At 69.1% G+C, this 23,296-nt stretch carries 23 protein-coding genes and 2 tRNA genes; 11 read left to right on the top strand and 14 right to left on the bottom strand.

The window, feature by feature from the left end:
• Positions 1–48 precede the first annotated feature (48 nt).
• Entirely contained in the window at positions 49–1,245 is a 1,197-nt protein-coding gene (locus ACIBJG_RS04555; protein WP_399303829.1) for an acyl-CoA dehydrogenase family protein, read from the top strand.
• A gap of 109 nt (positions 1,246–1,354) precedes the next feature.
• On the opposite strand, the gene ACIBJG_RS04550 is transcribed toward ACIBJG_RS04555, so the two are convergent.
• From ACIBJG_RS04550 to ACIBJG_RS04535, 4 genes are all read right to left on the bottom strand, one after another.
• Complete coding sequence (locus ACIBJG_RS04550; RefSeq protein ID WP_399303827.1) at positions 1,355–1,699, bottom strand: rhodanese-like domain-containing protein; 345 nt, start codon at positions 1,697–1,699, stop codon at positions 1,355–1,357.
• Between the two features lie 63 nt (positions 1,700–1,762).
• A complete protein-coding gene (locus ACIBJG_RS04545) occupies positions 1,763–2,779 on the bottom strand; it encodes a J domain-containing protein (RefSeq protein WP_399303825.1) in 1,017 nt (338 codons plus the stop codon).
• Positions 2,780–2,837: 58 nt separating this feature from the next.
• Positions 2,838–4,289, bottom strand: coding sequence for a DUF2252 domain-containing protein (locus ACIBJG_RS04540; protein WP_399303823.1), 1,452 nt, complete (start codon positions 4,287–4,289; stop codon positions 2,838–2,840).
• Between the two features lie 189 nt (positions 4,290–4,478).
• The gene (locus tag ACIBJG_RS04535; protein ID WP_399303820.1) at positions 4,479–4,826 is read right to left on the bottom strand and encodes a winged helix-turn-helix transcriptional regulator; all 348 of its coding nucleotides are present in this window, start codon (positions 4,824–4,826) and stop codon (positions 4,479–4,481) included.
• Positions 4,827–4,949: 123 nt separating this feature from the next.
• Between ACIBJG_RS04535 and ACIBJG_RS04530 the strand changes: the two genes are divergently transcribed.
• Positions 4,950–5,561, top strand: coding sequence for an FMN-dependent NADH-azoreductase (locus tag ACIBJG_RS04530; protein WP_399303817.1), 612 nt, complete (start codon positions 4,950–4,952; stop codon positions 5,559–5,561).
• Positions 5,562–5,807: 246 nt separating this feature from the next.
• Here the strand turns inward: ACIBJG_RS04530 and ACIBJG_RS04525 are convergent.
• A tRNA-Leu gene (locus ACIBJG_RS04525) sits at positions 5,808–5,890 on the bottom strand.
• A gap of 314 nt (positions 5,891–6,204) precedes the next feature.
• On the opposite strand from ACIBJG_RS04525, the gene ACIBJG_RS04520 reads away from it, so the two are divergent.
• The 6 genes from ACIBJG_RS04520 (at position 6,205) to pknB (ending at position 14,317) form a co-directional block, all read left to right on the top strand.
• The gene (locus tag ACIBJG_RS04520) at positions 6,205–7,101 is read left to right on the top strand and encodes an FhaA domain-containing protein (RefSeq protein ID WP_399303814.1); all 897 of its coding nucleotides are present in this window, start codon (positions 6,205–6,207) and stop codon (positions 7,099–7,101) included.
• Between the two features lie 10 nt (positions 7,102–7,111).
• Positions 7,112–7,627: an FHA domain-containing protein gene (locus ACIBJG_RS04515; RefSeq protein ID WP_359082553.1), complete on the top strand. Its 516-nt coding sequence runs from the start codon at positions 7,112–7,114 to the stop codon at positions 7,625–7,627.
• A 129-nt stretch (positions 7,628–7,756) separates the two neighbouring features.
• Positions 7,757–9,253: a Stp1/IreP family PP2C-type Ser/Thr phosphatase gene (locus ACIBJG_RS04510; protein WP_399303811.1), complete on the top strand. Its 1,497-nt coding sequence runs from the start codon at positions 7,757–7,759 to the stop codon at positions 9,251–9,253.
• A gap of 23 nt (positions 9,254–9,276) precedes the next feature.
• The gene (locus ACIBJG_RS04505) at positions 9,277–10,689 is read left to right on the top strand and encodes an FtsW/RodA/SpoVE family cell cycle protein (protein ID WP_399303809.1); all 1,413 of its coding nucleotides are present in this window, start codon (positions 9,277–9,279) and stop codon (positions 10,687–10,689) included.
• Positions 10,686–12,149 (top strand): penicillin-binding transpeptidase domain-containing protein, encoded by a 1,464-nt coding sequence (locus ACIBJG_RS04500; protein WP_399303806.1) that lies wholly within the window; start codon positions 10,686–10,688, stop codon positions 12,147–12,149. Before ACIBJG_RS04505 ends, ACIBJG_RS04500 begins: the two co-directional genes overlap by 4 nt.
• Before the next feature lie 167 nt (positions 12,150–12,316).
• Positions 12,317–14,317 (top strand): Stk1 family PASTA domain-containing Ser/Thr kinase, encoded by a 2,001-nt coding sequence (gene pknB / locus ACIBJG_RS04495; RefSeq protein ID WP_399303804.1) that lies wholly within the window; start codon positions 12,317–12,319, stop codon positions 14,315–14,317.
• Between the two features lie 78 nt (positions 14,318–14,395).
• Here pknB and ACIBJG_RS04490 read toward each other — a convergent pair whose 3' ends face one another.
• Genes ACIBJG_RS04490 through ACIBJG_RS04465 form a run of 6 tightly spaced genes read right to left on the bottom strand, consistent with a single transcriptional unit; the run spans position 14,396 to position 18,996 of the window.
• Positions 14,396–15,124, bottom strand: a complete 729-nt coding sequence (locus ACIBJG_RS04490; protein ID WP_399303801.1) for a class E sortase — start codon at positions 15,122–15,124, stop codon at positions 14,396–14,398.
• Between the two features lie 34 nt (positions 15,125–15,158).
• Positions 15,159–16,616: a class E sortase gene (locus ACIBJG_RS04485; RefSeq protein ID WP_399303799.1), complete on the bottom strand. Its 1,458-nt coding sequence runs from the start codon at positions 16,614–16,616 to the stop codon at positions 15,159–15,161.
• Entirely contained in the window at positions 16,613–17,251 is a 639-nt protein-coding gene (locus ACIBJG_RS04480; protein WP_399303797.1) for an aminodeoxychorismate/anthranilate synthase component II, read from the bottom strand. Before ACIBJG_RS04480 ends, ACIBJG_RS04485 begins: the two co-directional genes overlap by 4 nt.
• Positions 17,248–17,436, bottom strand: a complete 189-nt coding sequence (locus tag ACIBJG_RS04475; RefSeq protein ID WP_399303794.1) for a hypothetical protein — start codon at positions 17,434–17,436, stop codon at positions 17,248–17,250. Before ACIBJG_RS04475 ends, ACIBJG_RS04480 begins: the two co-directional genes overlap by 4 nt.
• A 56-nt stretch (positions 17,437–17,492) precedes the next feature.
• Positions 17,493–18,203 (bottom strand): class E sortase, encoded by a 711-nt coding sequence (locus tag ACIBJG_RS04470; protein WP_399303791.1) that lies wholly within the window; start codon positions 18,201–18,203, stop codon positions 17,493–17,495.
• Positions 18,204–18,228: 25 nt separating this feature from the next.
• The gene (locus ACIBJG_RS04465) at positions 18,229–18,996 is read right to left on the bottom strand and encodes a DUF881 domain-containing protein (RefSeq protein ID WP_399303789.1); all 768 of its coding nucleotides are present in this window, start codon (positions 18,994–18,996) and stop codon (positions 18,229–18,231) included.
• A gap of 141 nt (positions 18,997–19,137) precedes the next feature.
• Between ACIBJG_RS04465 and crgA the strand changes: the two genes are divergently transcribed.
• Positions 19,138–19,392, top strand: a complete 255-nt coding sequence (crgA, locus tag ACIBJG_RS04460; RefSeq protein ID WP_399303787.1) for a cell division protein CrgA — start codon at positions 19,138–19,140, stop codon at positions 19,390–19,392.
• A gap of 322 nt (positions 19,393–19,714) precedes the next feature.
• Here crgA and ACIBJG_RS04455 read toward each other — a convergent pair whose 3' ends face one another.
• Both ACIBJG_RS04455 and ACIBJG_RS04450 read right to left on the bottom strand, forming a co-directional pair.
• Positions 19,715–20,623: a rhomboid family intramembrane serine protease gene (locus ACIBJG_RS04455; protein WP_399303785.1), complete on the bottom strand. Its 909-nt coding sequence runs from the start codon at positions 20,621–20,623 to the stop codon at positions 19,715–19,717.
• Positions 20,624–20,776: 153 nt separating this feature from the next.
• Entirely contained in the window at positions 20,777–21,304 is a 528-nt protein-coding gene (locus tag ACIBJG_RS04450; protein ID WP_399303783.1) for a peptidylprolyl isomerase, read from the bottom strand.
• 380 nt (positions 21,305–21,684) lie between these two features.
• Here ACIBJG_RS04450 and ACIBJG_RS04445 point away from each other — a divergent pair, with 380 nt between their 5' ends.
• Positions 21,685–22,404: a DUF5324 family protein gene (locus ACIBJG_RS04445; RefSeq protein ID WP_399303781.1), complete on the top strand. Its 720-nt coding sequence runs from the start codon at positions 21,685–21,687 to the stop codon at positions 22,402–22,404.
• Positions 22,405–22,466: 62 nt separating this feature from the next.
• Here the strand turns inward: ACIBJG_RS04445 and ACIBJG_RS04440 are convergent.
• Positions 22,467–22,539: transfer RNA gene (locus ACIBJG_RS04440), tRNA-Ala, on the bottom strand.
• 170 nt (positions 22,540–22,709) lie between these two features.
• On the opposite strand from ACIBJG_RS04440, the gene ACIBJG_RS04435 reads away from it, so the two are divergent.
• Entirely contained in the window at positions 22,710–23,258 is a 549-nt protein-coding gene (locus ACIBJG_RS04435; RefSeq protein WP_359082570.1) for a DNA-binding protein, read from the top strand.
• Positions 23,259–23,296: the final 38 nt, after the last annotated feature.

The following is a 23,296-nucleotide window of genomic DNA, read 5'->3' as shown; positions in this document are numbered from 1 at the left end:
TCCGTCAGGTCCGGGTACGGGCGCAGCGGTTCGCGGGAGGCCAGGACAGTGGACTTCACCTTCACCGAGGAACAGCAGGCAGCCACCGAGGCGGCACGGGCGGTCTTCTCGGGCGTCGCCCCCGATGCGGTGCCCAGCCCCGCGCTCGTCCCGGGGGCGGTGGCCGAGGACATCGACCGCCCGCTGTGGGCAGGGCTCGCCGCCGGCGACCTGCTGAGCCTGACGCTGGACCCGGAGCACGGCGGGGCGGGCCTCGATCTCGTGGCGCTCTGCCTGGTGCTGCGTGAGTCCGCGAAAGTTCTGGCCCGGGTTCCGCTGCTGGAGACGTGCGCGGTCGCGATGGCGATCCAGCGCTACGGCGACCAGGGCCTGGCGGCCGAACTGCTGCCACGCGTCGGCCGGGGCGACCTGGTCCTCACGGTCGGCGCCAACGGCCGCACCGGCCACGATCCGGCCGAACTCGCCGTCACCGCACGGCCGGACGGCGACGGCAGTACCAGCAACGACAACAACGACAGCACCCACAACAGCGGCGGCGGCATCCGAGCAGCCTCCTGGGTACTCGACGGCGTGCAGTCAGGGGTGCCGTGGGCGCAGACCGCCGACTGGATCGCGGTGCCCGCCCACACCGGGGACGGCCGCGCGGTGCTGGCCCTGGTCCGCCACGACGACGACGGGGTCACCATCGCCGAGCAGGTCTCCACCAACGGCGAACTCTTCGGCGAGGTAGGGCTGACCGCGGTCCGGATCGAGGCCCGCCGGCTGATCGACGCGGCCGACGCCTGGGAATGGCTGCGCTCCGTGCTCACCACGGGTACGTGCGCACTGGCGCTGGGCCTCGGCGAGGCCGTCCTGGCCATGACGAGCCAGTACACCGGCAAGCGCGAACAGTTCGGGTTCCCCATCGCCACCTTCCAGGCAGTCGCCGTACAGGCCGCGGACCGCTACATCGACCTGCGGGCCATGGAGGTGACCCTCTGGCAGGCGGCCTGGCGGATCGCCGTCGGCGGGAGCGGCGCACTGCCACCGGCAGGCGATGTCGCGGTGGCGAAGATCTGGGCGTCCGACGGGGTCCGCCGGGTCGTGCAGACGGCGCAGCACCTGCACGGCGGCTTCGGCGCGGACACCGACTACCCACTGCACCGCTTCCACGCCTGGGCGAAGCAGATCGAGCTCTCCCTCGGCCCGGCAGCCGCCCACGAGGAGGCCCTGGGCGACCTGCTGGCCGCGCACCCCCTCGACTGACGCCGACGCCCACCGTCGAGCAGACGGGAACAGCCCGAGGCCGGCGGCCGGCAACGGCGACCGACAACCGGCAACCGGCAACCCGCAACCGGCAAGGTCGGACGACGAGTCATACGACGAAGGCGGGGGCTCCGTTGTCGGTGACCATCGGGCGTCCCGCACCGTCCCACGCGAGCATGCCGCCGTCGATGTTCACGGCGTCGATGCCTTGCTGCACCAGGTACTGGGTGACCTGGGCGGACCGGCCGCCGACCCGGCACATCACGTGCACGCGCCGGCCGTCCTCCACCGCTTCGGTCAGCTCACCGAAGCGGCCCACGAAGCCGCTCATCGGAATGTGCAGGGCGCCGTCGACGTGCCCGGCCGCCCATTCGTCGTCCTCCCGGACGTCCAGCACGAACCCGTCCGCCGGCACCGCTGTGACGTCAACCGCGGGAAGCGGGGCGAAATTCATGGGTCATGCCTTCTCTCGTCCGAATGCGTACTGCGTACTTACGTACTGAAGTCACCGGAAACGCTAATGCACCAGACCGGCCAGTTCGGTCTCCCGCAGCGATACCTCGCCCAGCAGCTGCTCGGCGATCTCTTCCAGCAGGTGATCCGGATCGTCGGGCGCCATCCGCAGCATGGCCCCGATCGCGCTCTCCTCCAGCTCCTGGGCGAGCACCGTCAGCAGTTCCTTGCGCTGGGTCAGCCAGTTCAGCCGCGCATAGAGCTCGTCGGCCTCGCTGAGCTCCGTCTCGGGCTGGACGGGGCCGGCCGCCCACTCCTGGGCCAGTTCCCTGAGCAGCGCCTCGTCGCCACGCCCGTAGGCAGCGTTGACGCGGGTGATGAACTCGTCCCGCCGGGCCCGCTCGGTCTCGTCCTGGGCGAGGTCCGGATGGGCCTTGCGCGCCAGTTCGCGGTACAGCTTGCGTGCCTCGTCGGTCGGCCGGACCCGCTTCGGCGGCCGGACCGGCTGCTCGGTCAGCATGGCAGCGGCCTCCGGCGACAGGCCGTCGGAGTCGATCCAGTCGTGGAACAGCTCGTCGACCCCCGGCATGGGCATCACCATCGCCCGGGCGTCCTGCGCCTTGCGCAGATCGTCCGGATCGCCCGTCCGGGCCGCCCGCGCCTCCGCGATCTGCGCGTCGAGCTCGTCGAGCCGTGCGTACATCGGGCCCAGCCGCTGGTGATGCAGCCGGGAGAAGTTCTCGACCTCGACGCGGAACGTCTCCACCGCGATCTCGAACTCGATCAAAGCCTGCTCGGCCACCCGCACGGCATGCGCCAGCCGCGCCTCGGGACGCGCCTGCCCGGCGGACGCACCCGCCGCAGCCGCATCCGCGTCGTCAGGCCCACCAGTAGTCGCACCGGCGTCGACGCCTCCCGCGGCACCGGCACCGCCGCCGGCGGGCGTACCGGCACCGCTTCCGGCGCCGGGGCCGTCCGCTTGCGCCTCGGCAGGGGAGCCGGGCTGCTCGTCCTGCAGGGCGTTGTCCTGCCGGGCATCGTCGTTCCGGGTGGTCGGCACCCCGGCGGCTTCGTGGGTCACCCGTCCAGCGTATGGCCCCGGCCCGGGTGCCGAGGACGCACGGTCCGCGCAGGGTGCGTCACACGCCCTTCTCGGCGCCGATCCGCCCTGCTCCGATGGCCCGCACCAGCTCCGCGTGATCCGCCTCGGTACGGTCCGCGTACGTCACCGCGAACTCCGCCACAGCCTCGTCCAGCTCGTCGTTCTTTCCGCAGTACCCGGCGATCAGCCGTGGATCGGCGCTGTGGGCATGGGCCCGCGCCAGCAGCGCACCGGTCATCCGGCCGTAGTCGTCGACCTGGTCGGCCGCCAGCGCCGCCGGGTCGACGCTGCCCTTCCGGTTCCTGAACTGCCGCACCTGGAAGGGCCGTCCCTCGACGGTCGCCCAGCCGAGCAGAATGTCGCTGACGACCTGCATCCGCTTCTGCCCGAGCACCACCCGGCGCCCCTCGTGCACCACCTCCGGCACATCGAACCCCACAGCGGGCAGGTGGGGCGCCAGGACCGAGGGCCGGGCCTCCTTCACCTGCAGGACCAGCGGCTCGCCCCGGTGATCCAGCAGCAGCACCACGTACGACCGGGTGCCCACGCTCCCCGTGCCGACCACCCGGAACGCCACATCGTGAATCGCGTACCGCGCCAGCAGCGGCACCCGGTCCTCCGAGACGGTCCCCAGGTAGTCACCGAGCCCCGCCGCCACGGCCGCGGCCTCCGCGTCCGGCACCCGGCGCAGCACGGGCGGCGCGTCGACGAACCGGCGTCCGCCGTCCCCGGCGTCCTCCGTGGACTTCGCGGCGAAGCGGGCACTGGTGTTGTTGCGCGCCTTCTCCGACACCCGCTCCAGGGTGCCCAGCAGATCCCGCGCGTCCGTGTGCGAGACCAGTTCCTCGTCCGCGATGGCGTTCCACGCATCCAGCGCGGGCAGCCGGGCCAGCAGCCGCATCGTCCGCCGGTACGCACCCACCGTGTCGTACGCGCCCCTGCGGCAGGTGTCCTCGTCCGCGCCTGCCTCGCGGCCCGCGAGCACCAGCGAGGTGGCGAGACGCTTGAGGTCCCACTCCCAGGGGCCCACCGCGGTCTCGTCGAAGTCGTTCAGGTCCATGACGAGGTTGCCCCGGGCGTCTCCGTACAGCCCGAAATTCGCCGCGTGGGCGTCGCCGCAGAGCTGGGCGGCGACCCCCGTGACGGGCGTCCCCACCAGGTCATGGGCCATCAGGCCCGCCGAACCCCGCAGAAAGGCGAAGGGCGTGGCGGCCATCCGCCCCACACGCATCGGTGTGAGGTCCGGCACCCGGCCCTGATTCGACTCCTCGACCGCCCGCACGGCGTCGGGCCGCCCCGCGGGCAGAACCAGGGCGGCGTGGGAGGAGCGGGGCACCCGCCCGCGCAACGCCTTGCCGGCCTCTCTCGGCGACAGCGTTGTACTCCGGTCCTCAGGGTCCGCGCGGCGGGCGAACCCCGGCACGACCGGAATACGGGCACCGTCCTTCACGCCCCGCTGTACCGGCACGGTCGCTTCGATCTCGCTCATGGCGCGCAGCCTCCCCCGACCGCACCCGGCGCCGCCATCGACGTCCGGCGTCCCGGTCCCACATCAACTGGCGAAGACGGTACCGCTGCCCACCGGCACGCGGGGGCGGTCTAGGTCCTGTCTGGAGTTCCCCCGCGGCGTCACGGCGTCCGGCACCGCCGCCTCCGGCGCTGGAACTCCAGACAGGACCTAGCAGCTTCCGAGGTCGTCCTTCAGGTGGGTTTCGGCCCAGCTCCCCAGTTCCTTGAGGGCGGGTTCCATCGCGGCACCGGCCGGCGTCAGGCGGTACGACACCCGCAGCGGGGGCCCCTCGTCGACCTCACGGACCACCAGCCCCGCCGCTCCCAGTTCGGTCAGCCGGTCCGAGAGCATGCGCTCACTGATGCCCGGAATGGCTCGCCGCAGGTCGGCGAAGTGCACCGGATGCTGCATCAGCACGGAGACGATCGGCCCGGTCCAGCGCTTACCGAACAGCTCGAAGACGCGGCTGATGCCCACGTCCACCCGCCTGCACGCCTGCTCGTTGTGATCCGCCATCCGTCCAGAGTACTGCGCACACATGAGTACCTTACTTTTCGTAAGTCACTATGTTATTACTAGGTGCGTACGAAATACTGGACCGCCCACCGGCCCACCCCTCACCGAACCATGGAGACCCTCATGGCCACCCTCCTGCACCTTGACTCCGCCGTCTTTCCCCAGGGCTCCGCGTCGCGCGAGGTCACGGCCGCCTTCGTACAGACCTGGCGCGAGCAGCACCCCGACGGGAAGGTCATCTACCGCGACCTCGCCGCCGAGCCCCTGCCGCACCTGAACGCCGAGGCCGTCGCAGCCGGGGTCGCACACCCGCTGCGCGGCGAGCTCGCCACGGAACTCTCCGCCGCGGACGCGGTCCTGATCGGCGCCCCGATGTACAACTTCACGATTCCGTCGACGCTCAAGGCCTGGCTCGACCACGTGATCATCGTCGGCCACAACGTCGGCCCCGACAGCCCGGTGGCCGGCACCCCGATCACCGTCGTCGCCAGTCGCGGCGGCTCGTACGCCGCGGGCACTCCGCGCGAGGACGCCGAGTTCGTACAGAACTATCTGGCGACGCTGCTGACGTCCATGTTCGCCGCCGAGGTCGACTTCATCGTCCCGGAGCTCACCCTGGCCCACAGCAAGCCGGAGATGGCCGAGCTCATCCCGCTCGCCGACTCCTCCCGCGCCAAGGCGTTCACCGACGCCACGGAGAAGGCCAAGGCCCTCGCCTCCCGCCTCGCCGCCTGACAACCGGAGCGCGGCGGACAGAAGCAGACGGAAAGGGCGGGGGCCCGCGGACCCCGGCCCTTTCTGCACGGCAGCCCCGACCTCGCCACCCTCGTCACCCCACCCGAGGGCCCGAATCGGGCGTTTCACGTGAAACCAAGCACCCGCGACAAATACTCCCGGCACTGCCCGGCAGACCCGACAGCCCACCCGGGACCAGAAACGAAGAAGCCCCACAGGCCGATGGCCTGTGGGGCTTCTCTCTTGTGCGCGAGGGGGGATTTGAACCCCCACGTCCCTAAGGACACTGGCACCTGAAGCCAGCGCGTCTGCCGTTCCGCCACTCGCGCATGAGTGGTGTTTCCGGACTCTCACTTGTTCTGCGAGCGCCTGGCGACAAACGGAAGATTAGCACGCTGGACAGGGTGGATTCACATCCGTTTGTTTCGCCGAACGTCCGGAGGGAACCGGGAACCCGGAGCCGCCGCCCCCCACTCCTCCTGAGTGCACCCAAGGTGCGGGACACTGTCAGGAGGCCGCCTCTACGATCCGTGTGAGGGGGGACACTCCTCCACAGTGCAGACAAGGGGAACCAGCCGATTTCCCGACGCGTGGATACGATCAGTAGGCAGTACAGGGACGACGACAACGGAGGAGGTGCCCCATGGGAGTCATGAAGCGTTTCGAGCAGCGTCTCGAAGGTCTGGTCAACGGCACCTTCGCCAAGGTCTTCAAATCCGAGGTCCAGCCGGTCGAGATCGCCGGTGCCCTCCAGCGGGAGTGCGACAACAACGCCACCATCTGGAACCGCGAGCGGACCGTCGTCCCCAACGACTTCATCGTCGAGCTCAGCGCCCCCGACTACGAGCGGCTCAGCCCGTACTCAGGACAGCTGGGCGACGAGCTCTCCGGACTGGTCCGGGACTACGCCAAGCAGCAGCGGTACACCTTCATGGGCCCCATCAAGGTCCACCTGGAGAAGGCGGACGACCTCGACACCGGCCTGTACCGGGTGCGCAGCCGCACCCTGGCGTCGAGTTCGTCACAACAGGACCAACCGGGCCAGCCGGGCCAGCAGGCGTTCCAGAACCAGCCGGGCCCGCAGGCCGCACCGCCCGCCCATCCCGGGCACGGGCGCCCCCAAGCCCCCGGAGGCTACGGCTACCCCCCCACCTCCGCTCCGCCCATGCCCGCGGCCCCGCCGCCGGGCGGCAGGCACGGCGGGTCCCCCGGACCCGACCGGCGTCCGCCGGCCACCCCCAGCCCCCTGCCGAACACGCAGGTGCGACGCTGGATCGAGATCAACGGCACCCGCCATCAGATCTCCCGGCCGACGCTCGTGATGGGACGCAGCACCGAAGCCGACGTGCGGATCGACGATCCCGGCGTCTCCCGACGGCACTGTGAGATCAGGACCGGAACGCCCTCGACGATCCAGGATCTCGGGTCTACCAACGGCATCGTGGTAGACGGGCAGCACACAACCCGCGCTACGCTCCGCGACGGCTCGCGGATCGTCGTGGGCAACACCACCATCGTTTACCGGCAAGCCGAAGGGTGAAGCGGGGGCAATGTCAGAGCTGACCCTTACGGTCATGCGGCTAGGTTTCCTGGCTGTTCTGTGGCTGTTCGTGATCGTGGCCGTCCAGGTCATTCGAAGTGACCTGTTCGGAACGCGCGTCACGCAGCGCGGCTCACGCCGCAATGCTGCCGACGCACGGCCTCCACAGGCACGCCAGACCGCTGCGGCACCGCCGCAGCAACGCCAGCAGCCCGGCCGCCAGCGCCGCGGAGCACCGACAAAGCTGGTCGTGTCCGAGGGGACACTGACCGGCACCACGGTGGCGCTCCAGGGCCAGACCATCACACTGGGCCGGGCCCATGATTCAACGATCGTCCTGGACGACGACTACGCGTCCAGCAGGCATGCCAGGATCTACCCCGACCGTGACGGCCAGTGGATCGTCGAGGATCTCGGGTCCACCAACGGCACGTATCTGGACCGGACCCGTCTCACCACCCCGACGCCTGTTCCGCTGGGCGCGCCGATCCGTATCGGCAAGACCGTCATCGAGCTGCGGAAGTAGTACGACAATGAGCGAGCGGAGCGAGCGAGCCGCAGGGGCCCGGGCATCGGACCCGGCCAGGCTCCCGACCGGAGGGTGGGCAGTGTGGCTCGAGACCGGCTGTACCCCGAACCGACGGGCGAGGTGCGCATGAGTCTTTCCCTGCGCTTCGCCGCCGGATCGCACAAGGGCATGATCCGGGAGGGCAACGAGGACTCCGGCTATGCCGGACCGCGTCTGCTCGCCATCGCCGACGGCATGGGCGGCCAGGCAGCCGGTGAGGTCGCCAGCTCCGAGGTGATCTCCACGCTCGTCCAGCTCGACGACGACGTGCCCGGCTCCGACATCCTCACCTCGCTCGGTACGGCGGTCCAGCGGGCCAACGACCAGCTGCGGATGATGGTCGAGGAGGACCCCCAGCTGGAGGGCATGGGCACCACGCTCACCGCACTCCTGTGGACGGGGCAGCGCCTCGGCCTCGTACACGTCGGCGACTCGCGCGCCTACCTGCTGCGGGACGGCGTCCTGACGCAGATCACGCAGGACCACACGTGGGTCCAGCGGCTGGTCGACGAGGGCCGGATCACCGAGGAGGAGGCCACCACCCACCCGCAGCGCTCTCTGCTGATGCGCGCGCTGGGCAGTGGCGACCACGTCGAACCCGATCTCTCCATCCGTGAGGTCCGGGCCGGCGACCGCTATCTGATCTGCTCCGACGGGCTCTCCGGCGTCGTCTCCCACCAGACGATGGAGGAGACGCTCGCCAGCTACCAGGGCCCGCAGGAGACCATCCAGGACCTCATCCAGCTCGCCCTGCGCGGCGGCGGTCCGGACAACATCACCTGCATCGTCGCCGACGTCCTCGACGCCGACAGCAACGACACCCTGGCCGGTCAGCTCAACGACACCCCGGTCATCGTCGGAGCCGTCGCGGAGAACCAGGCCGCCCAGCTGAACGACGGCGGCGCCATGGAGACCCCCGCCGGACGCGCGGCCGGTCTCGGCCGCACCGTCCCGCCGCCCTCGGGCGGCTTCGGCCCTCCCGGCAGCGGTGAGGACGTCGGCTACGACGGAGTGCCGGACGGGGCCTTCGGGTCCTACTCCGACGACGACTTCGTCAAGCCCGGCGGCCGCAAGTGGCTCAAGCGGTCCGTGTACATCGTGCTCGCCCTGGCGGTCATCGGCGGCGGTCTGTACGGCGGTTACCGCTGGACCCAGACCCAGTACTTCGTCGGCGCGAAGAACGACAACGTCGCGCTGTACCGGGGCATCAGCCAGGACCTCGCGTGGGTCTCGCTCTCGAAGGTCGAGAACGACCACCCCGAGATCGAACTCAAGTACCTCCCGCCCTACCAGCGCAAGCAGGTCGAGGCGACCATCGCCGAGGGCAGCCTGGCCGACGCCCGCGAGAAGATCACCGAACTCGCGACCCAGGCGACCGCATGCAAGAAGGACGCACAGCGCCGCGCAGCCGAGAAGAACGCCCCCAGTGGCGAGGGCCAGGCCGGCGGTACGGACACGGACGCCACCAAGACGTCCACGGCGTCCGGCACCACCAAGACCAAGCAGACTTCAGCGACTCCCACTCCCGGTCCCAGCCTCTCGGAGGAAGAGAAGAAGCTGGTCCCGCAGTGCGGTAAGCAGTAAAGCCGTAGGGGGCCTTCAGCACCATGAGCGTTGTCACCAACACGACCACGATCGGCGCGATCGACGCGCCGAGCCGGCGCAACACCGAACTGATGATGATGGTCTTCGCCATCGGCATCTCGGTGTTCGCCTACGCCAACGTGGGCCTCGCGATCGACGGCTCGCTGCCTTCCGGCATGATCGGATACAGCCTCGGCCTGATCCTGCTCGGCGGCGTGGCCCACCTCGTGGTGCGCAAGTTCGCACCGTACGCGGACCCGCTGCTGCTGCCCCTGGCCACGCTGCTCAACGGGCTGGGCCTGGTGCTGATCTGGCGGCTGGACCAGTCGCCGCGGCTGATCCAGCGGGCGGAAACCCTGTACGGGGCGTACACCCCAGATGCTCCGAAGCAGCTGTTGTACTCGGCAATCGGCGTAGCGCTGATGGTCGGGGTGCTGGTAATTCTCAAGGACCACCGCATCCTGCAGCGGTACACCTACATCTCCATGGTGGCGGCGCTGGTCCTGCTGATCCTGCCGATGTTCTTCCCCGCCGTGAACGGGGCGAAGATCTGGGTCAGCCTGGGCCCCTTCTCCATCCAGCCCGGCGAGTTCGCGAAGATCATCATCGCGATCTTCTTCTCCGGCTACCTCATGGTGAAGCGTGACGCCCTGGCCCTGGCCAGCCGGCGCTTCATGGGGATGTACCTGCCGCGTGGACGAGACCTCGGCCCGATCCTCGTCATCTGGGCGCTGTCGATCCTGATCCTGGTCTTCGAGACCGACCTCGGTACGTCCCTGCTGTTCTTCGGTCTGTTCGTCGTCATGCTGTACGTCGCCACGGAGCGGACCAGCTGGATCGTCTTCGGTCTGCTGATGTCCGCGGTCGGCGCGGTGGGCGTCTCCATGTTCGAGTCCCATGTGCAGCAGCGTGTAGACGCCTGGATGGACCCGTTCTCCTGCTTCAAGACGCAACCCGCCTGTGAGCAGATCGGCAACGCCATCATGTCCTTCGGGTCCGGCGGCACCCTGGGCACCGGCTGGGGCCAGGGCCACTCCGACCTGATCGGCTTCGCCGCCAACGCCGACTTCATCCTCTCCACCGTCGGCGAAGAGCTCGGGCTGGCCGGAATGATGGCCGTCCTGCTGATCTACGGCCTCATCGTCGAGCGCGGCGTCCGCACGGCCCTCGCCGCGCGTGACCCCTTCGGCAAGCTCCTCGCGATCGGCCTCTCCGGCGCCTTCGCCATCCAGGTCTTCGTCGTCGCCGGCGGTGTCATGGGCCTCATCCCGCTGACCGGTATGACGATGCCGTTCCTCGCGGCCGGTGGTTCGTCCGTGATCGCCAACTGGGCGCTGATCGGGATCCTCATCCGGATCAGCGACACCGCCCGCCGCCCCGCACCGGCCCCCGCACCCTCCTCCGACGCCGAGATGACCCAGGTGGTCCGACCGTGAACAAGCCCCTGCGCCGGATCGCGATCTTCTGCGGCGTCCTCATCTTCGCCCTGCTCGCACGGACCAACTACCTCCAGTACGTGAAGGCCGACGAGCTCAACACCCGCGACGAGAACCGCCGCGTCCTCATCGAGCGCTACGCCCACGAGCGCGGCAACATCATCGTGGACGGCGGCACCGCCATCACCGGGTCCGTCGAGACCAAGGGCAGCGACTTCAAGTACAAGCGGGTCTGGAAGGACGGCCCCATGTGGGCGCCCGTCACCGGCCGCTCCTCGCAGGCCTTCGGCGCTACACAGCTCGAGAACCTCGAGGACGGCATCCTCACCGGCAACGCCGACCAGCTCTTCTTCAACAACACGATGTCGATGTTCACCGGTGACAAGAAGCAGGGCGGCAACGTCGTCACCACCCTGAACAGTGCCGCTCAGCGGGCCGCCTTCAAGGGGCTCGGCAAGAGGAAGGGCGCTGTCGCCGCCCTCGATCCTCAGACCGGCGCCATCCTGGCGCTCGCCAGCACCCCCTCGTACGACCCCTCGACCTTCGCCGGCAACGGCGCCGCCGACACCAAGGCCTGGCAGGCGCTGCTGAACGACAAGGACAAGCCCATGCTCAACCGGGCGTTGCGCGAGACCTATCCGCCCGGCTCGACTTTCAAGGTCGTCACCGCGGCTGCCGCCCTGGAGAACGGGCTCTACACCGACATCGACGCGGCCACGAAGTCGCCGTTGCCCTGGCGGCTTCCGCTGACCACCGGACAGCCCCTGCCCAACGAGAACAACATTCCGTGCGAGAACGTCTCGCTCCGGGAAGCGCTGCGGATGTCCTGCAACACCGTCTTCGGCAAGATCAGCGACGACCTCGGCAACCAGAAGATGATTGACGAGGCCGACAAGTTCGGCTTCAACAAGGAGATCTTCACCCCGACCCGCTCCGCGGCGAGTGTCTACCCCAAGGACAACCGCCCGCAGAACGCTATGGCGGGTATCGGCCAGGCCTCCAACCGCGCCACCCCGCTCCAGATGGCCATGGTGGCCGCCGCGGTCGCCAACGACGGCAAGCTGATGCAGCCGTACATGGTCGAGAAGCGGCAGTCGCCCGGCCTGGACGACATCTACACGCACAAGACCGAGCAGCTCAGCCAGCCCCTCTCGGGTGAGAACGCCCAGAAGATCCAGCAGATGATGGAGACCGTCGTCGACAAGGGCACGGGAGGGAACGCCAAGATCAGTGGCGTCACCGTCGGCGGCAAGACCGGTACCGCTCAGCACGGTCTCAAGAACAACGAGAACCCGTACGCCTGGTTCATCTCGTACGCGAAGACCGACAGCGGCTCGCCCGTGGCCGTCGCCGTGGTCGTCGAGGACAGCGAGGCCAACCGCGATGACATCTCCGGTGGCGGCCTGGCCGCTCCCATCGCGAGGGCGGTCATGAAGGCAGTCGTCGACAGCGAGAAGTGAGACCGCTCACACTTGGCCCCGATTCCGCCCCTGCGGATACCGGTCGGATATCAGGTATTGCCTGCGGGCTGATCACGTAGTGCGCGGCCGGTAGCGTATGCGCGAACAGCACACCGCCGGACCGCATACCGGTGCGGTCAGGACTGACGGAGAGGGCTGGAACAGTTATGGAAGAGCCGCGTCGCCTCGGCGGCCGGTACGAGCTGGGCTCGGTGCTCGGCCGTGGTGGCATGGCCGAGGTATACCTCGCTCACGACACCCGGCTCGGCCGCACCGTAGCTGTGAAGACGCTCCGGGCGGACCTCGCCCGCGACCCGTCCTTCCAGGCCCGGTTCCGCCGTGAGGCCCAGTCCGCCGCCTCGCTCAACCATCCGGCGATCGTCGCGGTCTACGACACCGGCGAGGACTACGTCGACGGGGTCTCGATCCCGTACATCGTCATGGAGTACGTCGACGGGTCGACGCTCAGGGAACTCCTGCACTCCGGTCGCAGACTGCTGCCCGAGCGCACCCTCGAGATGACCGTCGGGATCCTCCAGGCGCTGGAGTACTCGCACCGCGCCCAGATCGTCCACCGCGACATCAAGCCGGCGAACGTCATGCTGACGCGCACCGGCCAGGTCAAGGTCATGGACTTCGGCATCGCCCGCGCCATGGGCGACTCCGGCATGACGATGACCCAGACCGCGGCCGTCATCGGCACCGCCCAGTACCTCTCCCCGGAGCAGGCCAAGGGCGAACAGGTCGACGCGCGTTCCGACCTGTACTCCACCGGCTGTCTGCTCTACGAGCTGCTGGCCGTCAGGCCGCCGTTCGTCGGGGACTCACCGGTCGCGGTGGCGTACCAGCACGTACGGGAAGAGCCTCAGCCGCCCAGCAACTTCGACCCCGAGATCACGCCCGAGATGGACGCGATCGTGCTGAAGGCCCTCACCAAGGACCCCGACTACCGCTACCAGTCGGCCGACGAGATGCGCGCCGACATCGAGGCCTGCCTCGACGGCCAGCCGGTCGCGGCGACCGCGGCGATGGGTGTGGCCGGTTACGGCGGCTACGGCGGTTACGACAACGACCAGCCCACCACCGCCCTGCGGCCCGCGGACCAGAACGGCGCACAGACGTCGATGCTGCCGCCGGTCAACCCGGACGACGGCGGCTACGGCTACGACGACCGCCCCGACCGCCGCCGCCAGAAGAAGGGCAACACCTCGACGATCCTGCTGGTCATCGCGGGCATCCTCGTCCTGGTCGGCGCGGTCCTCATCGGCAAGGCCGTTTTCGGCGGTGACGGCGACAGCGGCGACGGCACGTTCAAGGCACCGAACATGGTCGGTTCGACGGTCAAGGAAGCACAACTGCTCGCGAACAACACCGACACCGTCCTCAAGCAGGGCCCGAAGGAAGAGTGCGAGGAACAGCCTGCGGGCAAGATCTGCCGGCAGACGCCGACGAAGGACGAGATGGTCTCGAAGAACGACACCATCACGGTCTTCGTCTCCAGCGGTGCGCCGAAGATCGAGGTGCCGGACGTCACGGAGAAATCCCAGGAGAGCGCCCGCAAGCAACTCGAGGAGAAGGGCTTCACGGTCACGGTCACCTCGGTCGAGACCGCCGACGCCGACCCGGGGACCGTCGTGGAACAGACGCCGAAGGGCAACGCGAAGGCGGAGAAGAACTCCGAGGTCAAGCTGTCGGTCGCGACGGAGAAGCTGATCTCGATGCCGCCTGTGACCGACCGCAAGTGGGACGACGCGGTCGCTCAGCTCACCGGAAACGGTTTCACGAACATCGGCAGGTCCGATGTCGACAGCGAGAAGGAAGCAGGCACCGTGGTCGAACAGAACCCGGTGGCCGGCGAGAAAGTGGGCAAGGACACCGCGATCATCCTCAAGGTGTCCAAGGGTCCGACGCAGCCCGCGACGGTCCCCGTCCCCGAGGTCAGGGGGAAGCCGGTGTCCCAGGCCAAGCAGGAACTGACCCAGGCCGGCTTCACCAACATCCAGTTCGCGGAAGGCAGCTCGGGTGACGACAACGCCATCGTGACCGGCAGCGACCCGCAGCCGGGCACGCAGGCCGACCCGGCCGCCACCACCATCACGCTCACCACCATGGGCGGGAACGGGAACGGGAACGGGAACGGCCTCCTGGGCGGGAACAACGGCCACTAGCAGTCGTGGCTCAGCGCACAGCACAGGGCCCCGGTCACCTCAACGGCGACCGGGGCCCTGTGCGTGCCGGTGATCGATTCAGCGCAGCTCCGCCGGCTTCGTACGGTCGCGGTCGACCTTCTCCGTACGCACCAGCTCGCCCCACACGATGTAGCGGTACTTCGACGTGAAGACGGGCGTGCAGGTCGTCAGGGTGATGTAGCGGCCGGCCTTCTTCGCACCCGAGCCCTTCGGGACGGACTGGAGCACGTCGACGTTGTACTTCGACGTCTCGGGGAGCTCCTTGAAGACCTTGTAGACGTACCAGGTGTCCTTGGTCTCGAAGACGACCGCGTCCCCGGTCCGCACCTTGTCGATGTTGTGGAACTTCGCCCCGTGACCGTCGCGGTGGGCGGCCAGGGTGAAGTTGCCCACCTTGTCCGAGGGGAGTGCCGACTTCACCGGATCGGTGTAGTAGCCGGCGACGCCGTCGTTGAGGTTCTCGGTGTCGGTGCCCTTCTTGACGAGCACCTCGCCGTTCTTCATCGACGGCACGTGCAGGAAGCCGATGCCGTCCTTCGTGTCCAGCGCGCCGGGGCCGCCGGCCCAGCGGTCGCGGACGGTGTGGCTCTGCTTCGTGGCCTCGCGGTCGGCGAGGACGTTCGTCCACCAGAGGGAGTAGACGACGAAGAGACCGAGTACCAGGCCTGCGGTGATCAGGAGTTCACCGAAGGCGCTGACTGCGGTCGCGACAGGATGGCGGCCCCGGGGCCGCACCGGGGGCGCGGACTCGCCGGTCTGCTCTTCGTCCTCGGTCCTCGCTGCCACCGCACCGCCCCTGTCGTGATGTCGTTCGGCCCGCTCAGTCCAGGAGCGCGTCGGGCTTGCCCTCGCTGCGCGGCCGTTCGTCGACCATCTTGCCCCAGACGATCAAACGGTACGTACTCGTGAATTCGGGCGTACAGGTCGTCAGAGTGATGTAGCGGCCGGCCTTCTTGAACCCCGACTGCGGCGGCACCGCGCCGATGACCGACACGTTGGACGGCGAGGTCTGGGGGAGCACGCTCGTCATCTCGTACGTGTAGTAGGCGTCCTGCGTCTCCACCACGATCGGGTCGCCGGGGCGCAGCCGGTTGACGTAGCGGAAGGGCTCGCCGTGGGTGTTGCGGTGGCCGGCCAGGGCGAAGTTGCCCTGCTTGTCCGAGGGCATCGCCGTGCGCAGCGGTTCTTCGCCGTAGTGCCCGACCATCCCCCGGTCGAGGACCTTCTCCTTGCTGATGCCCTCGGCGATCGGGGTGACCACGTCGAGTTTCGGGATGTGGATGATGGCGAAGCCCTCACCCGGCGCGAACACACCGGGGCTGCGTTTGCCCTTGGCCCAGTCGTCCTGGATCTTGTGCGTCTCCTTGCCGGCGATCTGGTCGGCGCGCACGTTCGTCCACCACAGCTGGTACGTGACGAACAGCAGCATCAGGACGCCCAGCGAGATGAACAGCTCGCCGACCACCCGGCTGACGACGACCGCGGGGCTGTCCTTGGCCGCCTTGGCCGCTCGTCGGGCCTCGACGCGAGACATCGGTTTCGGGGGTGGGCCGTCCGCGCCGTCGGCCCCCGTCGTCGCCGTCTCCGGCGACCCGTCGCCGCGCCTGCGGCCCCGGCCCTTCGCCGCGCGGCGCCGCTCGGCCCGCCCGCCGGTGGCCGGAGCGGAGGCGTCCGGTTCCTCGTCGTCCCCGGAATCCCGCTCCGGTCCCGGGCGGGGGACCGTCACCGGCAGGACCGCCGTCGCCGCCTGGTCGGCGACGACTATGCGCCGGGGTTCCGCCTTCCGCAGCGCGACGGTCTCGTCGTGGCGGGGCAGCGGCTCGGCGGGCGCAGTGGGCGGCACAGGGGTGGGCGGCACAGGGGTGGGCGACACAGGGGTGGGCGACACAGGGGTGGGCGGCACAGGAGCGGGCGACACAGGAGTGCGCGGCCCAGGAGCAGACGGGTCCTGCGCAGGCTCCTGGTGGCCGTACCAGTCCCGTTCGTAGCCCTCGGGGTCGTACCACTCGGGCGGAGGGTCCTGGGCCGTCTGTGGCCCGTGTGGCGCCTGCGACGCCCCCGCCTCGCCACCGTCCGCGGCCGCCTGCCCCGCGGGAATGTTCTCCGCCCGGAACCACGGCGACGCGTGCCGCCCCGGCAGCGGGTCGTTCAGCGGGTCCGCCAAGTGGTCCACCGCCGCCTCGAAGGTGCCCGCCTCGAACGCGCCTGCGGCCTCGAACGTACCCGGTTCGTACGGGCCGTCCTGTCCGGCGTCGGATCCGTGGCGGGGTGGCGTCACGCGACGGCCTTGCCCACCACCGGCGCGAGTCCCGCCGACCTCTCGACAGCTCCGGTGTCCCCGCACTGCGCCAGCCAGTTCGCCAGCATCAGATGGCCGTGCTCGGTGAGCACCGACTCCGGATGGAACTGCACTCCTTCGACCGCCAGCTCCCGGTGGCGCAGCCCCATGATGATGCCGTCGGCCGTCCGCGCGGTGACCTCCAGCTCCTCGGGGACCGTGTCCGGTTCGGCGGCGAGAGAGTGGTAACGGGTCGCCGTGAAGGGTGAAGGCAGCCCTGCGAAGACGCCCCTGCCCTCGTGGAGCACCGGGGACGTCTTGCCGTGCAGCAGCTCGGGGGCGCGGTCCACCACGCCGCCGTACGCCACCGCCATCGACTGCATGCCCAGACAGACGCCGAAGACCGGGACGCCGGTCGCCGCGCAGTGCCGCACCATGTCGATGCAGACGCCCGCGTGCTCGGGAGTGCCGGGTCCGGGTGAGAGCAGGACGCCGTCGAAGCCATCCTGGGCGTGGGCCGTGGTCACCTCGTCGTTGCGGAGCACCTCGCACTCGGCGCCGAGCTGGTAGAGGTACTGGACGAGGTTGAAGACGAAGCTGTCGTAGTTGTCGACGACCAGGATGCGGGCGCTCATCGGACGGCCCCCATCGCGTTCGCGCCGTCGCCGTCCACCGTCACGTCGCCGAACGGAAGCAGCGGCTCCGCCCACGGGAAGACGTACTGGAACAGGACGTAGACGACCGCCAGGGCGAGCACGAGCGAAATGACCCCACGCACCCACGCGTTGCCCGGCAGATGCCGCCAGATCCAGCCGTACATGCTGACCCCTTCATTCGGTACGGGACCAGACTAGAGCCTGCCCCGAGAGCCGTGGGTCAGCTGTGGAAAGCCGCCGGCCTGCCGTCGGTCACGGGCTGGGTCGCGTCCAGGTGCGCCCAGGCGATCAGCCGGTGGCTGCTGCCCCACTCGGGCTCGCAGGTGGTCAGCGTCAGATAGCGACCGGGCCCGTCGAAGCCGGATTTGCGGGGCACCGGGTCGATGACACCGACATCGCTCGGCACGGTCCGGTAGGGCTTCTTGTCGATGCGGTACGTGAACCACGTCGTCCCGTCCGTCAGGAGCACCGCGTCACCGGGGCGCAGCTTCGGGAAGTCCTTGAACGGATCGCCGTACGTGCGCCGGTGCCCGGCGACCGCGAAGTTGCCGGTCGCGCCCGCCGCCGCGGTGCCCCGGTAGTGCCCCAGCCCCTTCTGCAGGGTCTTGACCTTCGTGTTCTCCAGGACGGGCCACTCCCAGTTCTTCCCGAAGCGGGGTATGTAGAGCATCGCGAACGGCTTCCCGTCGCGGTACGCCTTCGGGGCCGCGGACGGGGCCGTCGGCTTCGGAGTTCCCGCGGAGGGCTGCGGCGCGGGGGCGGTCACGGCCCCCTGCGCCCACTGGTTCTGCAGGTCGTCGATCTGTCCCTCGGTCGCACCCGCGGCCTTCACCCCGGTCCAGAACAGGACGTAGACCACAAAGAGGATGATCAGGGCGCCAATAGTGATGCACAGCTCGCTGAACGTCCTGACGATCAGTCGCACCGACACCGGTCGGCCTCCCCGCAGCTGCTCGCTACTTCACCGGCTCCGCATAGTGGAGATCCACTGTGCCCGAGTAGCCGGGAAGAGTCACCGCCCCGTGCTCGTCGACTTTCCAGCCGAGTCCGTACGCCTTCACGTACAGCAGGTAGTTCTGGATCGCCGGGGAGGCGTCGAGGGCCCGGTCCAGCTTTCCGGGATCACCGACCGCGGTGATCCTGTACGGCGGCGAGTAGACCCGCCCCTGGAGGATCAGGGTGTTGCCGACGCAGCGCACCGCACTGGTGGAGATCAGCCGCTGGTCCATGACCTTGATGCCCTGGGCGCCGCCCTGCCACAGGGCGTTGACGACCGCCTGCAGGTCCTGCTGGTGAATGACCAGGTCATTGGGTTGCGGATCGGGGTAGCCGGGGCTCGCGGTGGCGTTCGGCGGAGCGTCGTCGAGCGTGACGGAGACGGCTCGGCCGGAGAGCTTCGCGGTACCGGCGGCACGCTCCAGCGCCTTGAGCCTGGCGTCCTCCGCCTTGGTGCTGCCGTCGTCCCGCTGGGCCAGGGTGTCGATGTCGTCGCGCACGGAGGCCGCGGACTCGTCCAGAGCGGCGTTCTTCTCACTGCGTTGCTGAATGAGATCGGAGAGTTTCAGCAGCGAGGAGTCCGTACGGATATTGGTGCCCTTGGCGGTATTGGCACTGGTGACGAAGATGAGGCCGGCCAGGGCGAAAACGGCAGCCGTGAGCACTTTGGCCGGATGCCGGAAGGTGCGCCGGACCGGGCCTGGGGGAGAGTCGGCAGAATTGCTCAACGTACCCTTATCTCCTTCGGTGCCACGGAAGCACTACGCTAACGGACGCCCGGGGGAGGCAGCATTCCCCCTCGCGCCCAGCCCCGGCGCCAGCCACAGTTCCCTGCGCGGTCACGCAGCGCATCGACAGGAGAGTCCCTCGTGCCGAAGTCACGTATCCGCAAGAAGGCCGACTTCACGCCCCCTCCGGCGAAGCAGGCAACCAACATAAAGCTGACCAATCGCAGTTGGGTCGCGCCGGTGATGCTGGCGCTGTTCCTGATCGGTCTGGCCTGGATCGTCGTGTTCTACGTGACCGACGGCGATCTGCCGATCAACTCGCTGGGGAACTGGAACATCGTCGTCGGCTTCGGCTTCATCGCCGGTGGCTTCGGCGTCTCGACCCAGTGGAAGTAGCTCTTCGGACCACGTAGGACCACAGCGAGTACTCGTCCCGCAAGCCCTGCCCTGAGTTACCCACAGCGTTATCCACAGGCGGGGGAAAAGGTCAGACGATCTGTGGATAACTCCTCAGCCGTTGACGCCGGTGTGACTGCAGCCACCCCTCGAAGCGGGCGGCACGCCCCTTGTCCTAGCTGGAGAAATCCAGCTCAGCGACAGGGGGCACAGTTGTACCCGCGGAATGCACAAGATCGAGTACACACTGTGGACAACTTCGATCACAAACGGTCCATAACGGACGGGCGGCTTGCGTGGCAGGGCCTCTGAACGGGACCTCTTACGTCAGCGAAGCCGTTCTCGCGGCCACGATGAGGATCACCGCGACCAGCACCACGGCACACGTGCCGAACTGCACGAGGTTCCGCCGCTCACGCGGCGCGTGCACCATGCCGATCCCGATGAGCACGCCCGCGACCAGTCCCCCCACATGCGCCTGCCAGGCGATTCCGCCCCAGGGATTGAAGGTGATGACCAGGTTGATCGCCAGGAGCGCGAACACCGGACGCATGTCGTAGTTCAGCCGGCGCATCAGGACGACGGTGGCGCCCAGCAGGCCGAAGATGGCTCCCGAGGCTCCCAGCGAAGGCTGGTTCTCCGCAGCGAGCCAATAGGTCAGGGCACCGCCCGCCAGCCCGGAGAGCAGATAGAGCGCGAGATAGCGGACACGGCCGAGCATCGCTTCGAGCGGGCCGCCGAGCCACCACAGCCCCAGCATGTTGAAGGCGATGTGCCACACCTCCTGGTGCAGGAACATCGACGTCACCAGCCGGTACCACTGGCCTTCGGCGACGCCCTCGGGCGGACCGCCGAAGTAGAAATTGGCCCGGCCCAGCAGCACCAGGTCGTCGAGCAGCGCCTTGTCGGCCAGCACCGCGACGAACACGGCGAGGTTGATCCCGAGAAGGATCTTGGTGATCAGTCTGGGATCTGCCGCGACCGCACCGCCGGTGAGCGTACGCGGCCGGCTGGCGGCCGGATGGTGTCCCGTACCGGACCCCTGGCGCACGCAGTCCGGGCACTGGAAGCCGACCGAGGCGCTGACCATGCAGTCGGGACAGATCGGCCGCTCGCAGCGGGTGCAGCGGATCGCCGTCTCACGGCCGGGGTGGCGGTAGCAGCTGACCGGACCGACCGGGCCGTCACCGGGTGGGGTCGGGTCCTGGCTGCCCGGCGGCTGCTGGTCCATCGGTCCCATCATTCCCGGTCCCCTCGGTCCTCGTCGTGGCGGCGGTGCGCACGGCACCGCCCTGTGCGCCGCTCTCTTAACAAGTACGGACGGACAGGGCGGTTGGTTCCCGACAGGAGGACCGGAGGGTGACCGGCCGGTGACAGCAGGCGATCAGCGCTTCTCGATGGCGACCGACTCGATGACCACGTCCTGCACCGGACGGTCGGTGCGGCCGTTGGTCGGGGTGCCCGCGATGGCGTCCACCACCTTCTGGCTCGCCGGGTCCACCACCTCACCGAAGATGGTGTGCTTGCCGGTCAGCCAGGCGGTCGGCGACACCGTCAGGAAGAACTGCGAGCCATTGGTACCCGGGCCGGCATTGGCCATCGCCAGCAGGTACGGCTTGGTGAAGGCGAGGTCGGGGTGGAACTCGTCACCGAACTCGTACCCCGGGCCACCGGTGCCGTTGCCCAGCGGGTCGCCGCCCTGGATCATGAAGCCGCTGATGACCCGGTGGAAGACGGTGCCGTCGTACAGCCGGTCCTTGGACTTGGCCCCGGTCGCGGGGTGGGTCCACTCGCGCTCACCGGAGGCGAGCTCGGTGAAGTTCCTGACCGTCTTGGGCGCGTGGTTCGGCAGAAGCCGGATCTCGATGTCGCCCTGATTGGTCTTCAAGGTGGCGTAAAGCTGCTCGGCCACGGTCTGCCTTCCGTAAGTCTGATCTGACGTCAGCCGATCCTCGCACGGACCACCCAGCCCGGCGCCCGGCCCGACTGCGCCGCCCCCGGACCGTGCGCCATCGCGCCCCCTCACACGCCGCCCGCCTGCGACTTCTCCGGCATCCCCCGGAATCGGCGCTGGAACAAATGCGGCCAAGTGCGTGACGAACCGGCGCGCGGCGGACCGAACCGTGGCATTGTCGTCGGCAGGCTCCCCTTGCACCTGCTTGCCCTGAGGCATCCCTGATGGCCCGAATGACCCGGATGCCCGCCCCGCGTGCCGCACAGGTCCCCTGCAGGCATGATCTCGAACTGGGTGGAAAGGCGGAGTACCTACCCGCCACCAAGGAGGAGGATCCCGTGACCCGCATCGACAGCGTGCGCGCCGCAACCGACTCGGCGAGGGACAGCGTGCAGCACGCCGCGGTAGTGGTGGCGCCCTACGCCGACTCGGCCAAGGAACAGGCCGCTCACTATGCGCACGAGGCCCGCACACTGCTCGCGCCGAAGGTGTCGAAGGCAGCTCAACAGGCCCGTGTCCAGTACGACGCACACCTCGCCCCACGTCTCGAACTCGCCCTCGCACACGTACCCCCCAAGGTCGACGAGGCAGCACAGCGCGCCGCGCTGCGCACCCGCCAGGCCGCCCGGAGTGCCGCGGACTACACCGTCCCCCGCTTCGAGCACGCCGTCGCCACCGCCCAGCCCGTGGCCGAGGAGGCAACCGCCCGCAGCGCGGCCGCACTGGCCGCTCTGCGCGGGCAGGTCACGGCGAAGGAGATCAAAAAGCTGACCAGGAAGCACGAGCGGCGGGCCAGGTGCGGCCGGGCGTTCAAGGGACTGGCCGTGGCCGGACTTCTGGCGGGCGGCGCCTATGCCGTCTGGCGGTGGTGGGACAAGCAGGCCAACCCCGACTGGCTGGTCGAGCCCCCCGCCCCCACGGAGGTCGACGACCGCGACCCGTTGACCTCGGTCGACGGCAGCGACCGGACGATCCTGGACCCCGAGGTCCAGGCCAAGCAGTCCGACGCGGAGGCCGAGGGCGTCCTGGACGACCAGGACCCGGACGACCGCCCCTGACAGGGAGAGCGAAAAAGGCCCCCCTGATCTGCGTTTCCGCAGATCAGGGGGGCCTTGTCAGGTGGAGCCTAGGAGATTCGAACTCCTGACATCTGCCTTGCAAAGGCAGCGCTCTACCAACTGAGCTAAGGCCCCGAAAAGCAGGCAGCACCCGACGCTCGGCGTCGTGGGCCACCGCCGCAGACCAGAGTACCGGGTGACCCCCTGAATCCTCCAAAAAGATAGGGACTCCCGGTCGGCAACCACTCTCCGTAAGATGCACGTCGAGGTTCGCAGCAGCGAAGCCGCAGCGAAGGGGAGACGCCATGGATGCAGCGCAGCAAGAGGCAACGGCCAGAGCCAGGGATCTTCAGCGCAGCTGGTACGGGGAGCCGCTCGGCGCGCTCTTCCGACGGCTGATAGATGACCTCGGTCTGAACCAGGCCCGGCTCGCCGCGGTGCTCGGGCTGTCCGCGCCCATGCTCTCCCAGCTCATGAGCGGCCAGCGGGCGAAGATCGGCAACCCCGCGGTCGTCCAGCGCGTCCAGGCGCTCCAGGAACTGGCCAGTCAGGTGGCGGACGGCAGCGTCAGCGCGGGAGAGGCGACCGACCGCATGGAAGAGATCAAGAAGTCCCAGGGAGGCTCCGTGCTCACCGGCACCGGTCAGACCACGACGACCGGCGGTGCCCCCACCGTGCGCCGTGTGGTCCGCGAGATCCAGTCGCTGCTGCGGTCCGTCGCGGCAGCCGGTGAGATCATCGATGCAGCCGACTCCCTCGCCCCGGCCCACCCGGAACTGGCAGAGTTCCTCAGGGTGTACGGCGCAGGGCGCACCGCGGACGCGGTGGCGCACTACGAGGGCCACCAGAACTAGACGGGGCAGACCGGGCGCGGGCACAGGCACACGCGCGG

Source organism: Streptomyces sp. NPDC050422 (assembly GCF_044458665.1).
GTDB lineage: Bacteria > Actinomycetota > Actinomycetes > Streptomycetales > Streptomycetaceae > Streptomyces.
This window is presented reverse-complemented; position numbering and strand designations above follow the sequence as displayed.

What these genes read in the sequence shown, in the direction of transcription:
- ACIBJG_RS04550 (WP_399303827.1), bottom strand. Translation starts at nt 1,699, where the DNA reads ATGAATTTCGCCCCGCTTCCCGCGGTTGACGTCACAGCGGTGCCGGCG.
- ACIBJG_RS04540 (WP_399303823.1), bottom strand. Translation starts at nt 4,289, where the DNA reads ATGAGCGAGATCGAAGCGACCGTGCCGGTACAGCGGGGCGTGAAGGAC.
- ACIBJG_RS04535 (WP_399303820.1), bottom strand. Translation starts at nt 4,826, where the DNA reads ATGGCGGATCACAACGAGCAGGCGTGCAGGCGGGTGGACGTGGGCATC.
- ACIBJG_RS04530 (WP_399303817.1), top strand. Translation starts at nt 4,950, where the DNA reads ATGGCCACCCTCCTGCACCTTGACTCCGCCGTCTTTCCCCAGGGCTCC.
- ACIBJG_RS04520 (WP_399303814.1), top strand. Translation starts at nt 6,205, where the DNA reads ATGGGAGTCATGAAGCGTTTCGAGCAGCGTCTCGAAGGTCTGGTCAAC.
- ACIBJG_RS04515 (WP_359082553.1), top strand. Translation starts at nt 7,112, where the DNA reads ATGTCAGAGCTGACCCTTACGGTCATGCGGCTAGGTTTCCTGGCTGTT.
- ACIBJG_RS04510 (WP_399303811.1), top strand. Translation starts at nt 7,757, where the DNA reads ATGAGTCTTTCCCTGCGCTTCGCCGCCGGATCGCACAAGGGCATGATC.
- ACIBJG_RS04505 (WP_399303809.1), top strand. Translation starts at nt 9,277, where the DNA reads ATGAGCGTTGTCACCAACACGACCACGATCGGCGCGATCGACGCGCCG.
- pknB (WP_399303804.1), top strand. Translation starts at nt 12,317, where the DNA reads ATGGAAGAGCCGCGTCGCCTCGGCGGCCGGTACGAGCTGGGCTCGGTG.
- ACIBJG_RS04480 (WP_399303797.1), bottom strand. Translation starts at nt 17,251, where the DNA reads ATGAGCGCCCGCATCCTGGTCGTCGACAACTACGACAGCTTCGTCTTC.
- ACIBJG_RS04475 (WP_399303794.1), bottom strand. Translation starts at nt 17,436, where the DNA reads ATGTACGGCTGGATCTGGCGGCATCTGCCGGGCAACGCGTGGGTGCGT.
- ACIBJG_RS04455 (WP_399303785.1), bottom strand. Translation starts at nt 20,623, where the DNA reads ATGGACCAGCAGCCGCCGGGCAGCCAGGACCCGACCCCACCCGGTGAC.
- ACIBJG_RS04435 (WP_359082570.1), top strand. Translation starts at nt 22,710, where the DNA reads ATGGATGCAGCGCAGCAAGAGGCAACGGCCAGAGCCAGGGATCTTCAG.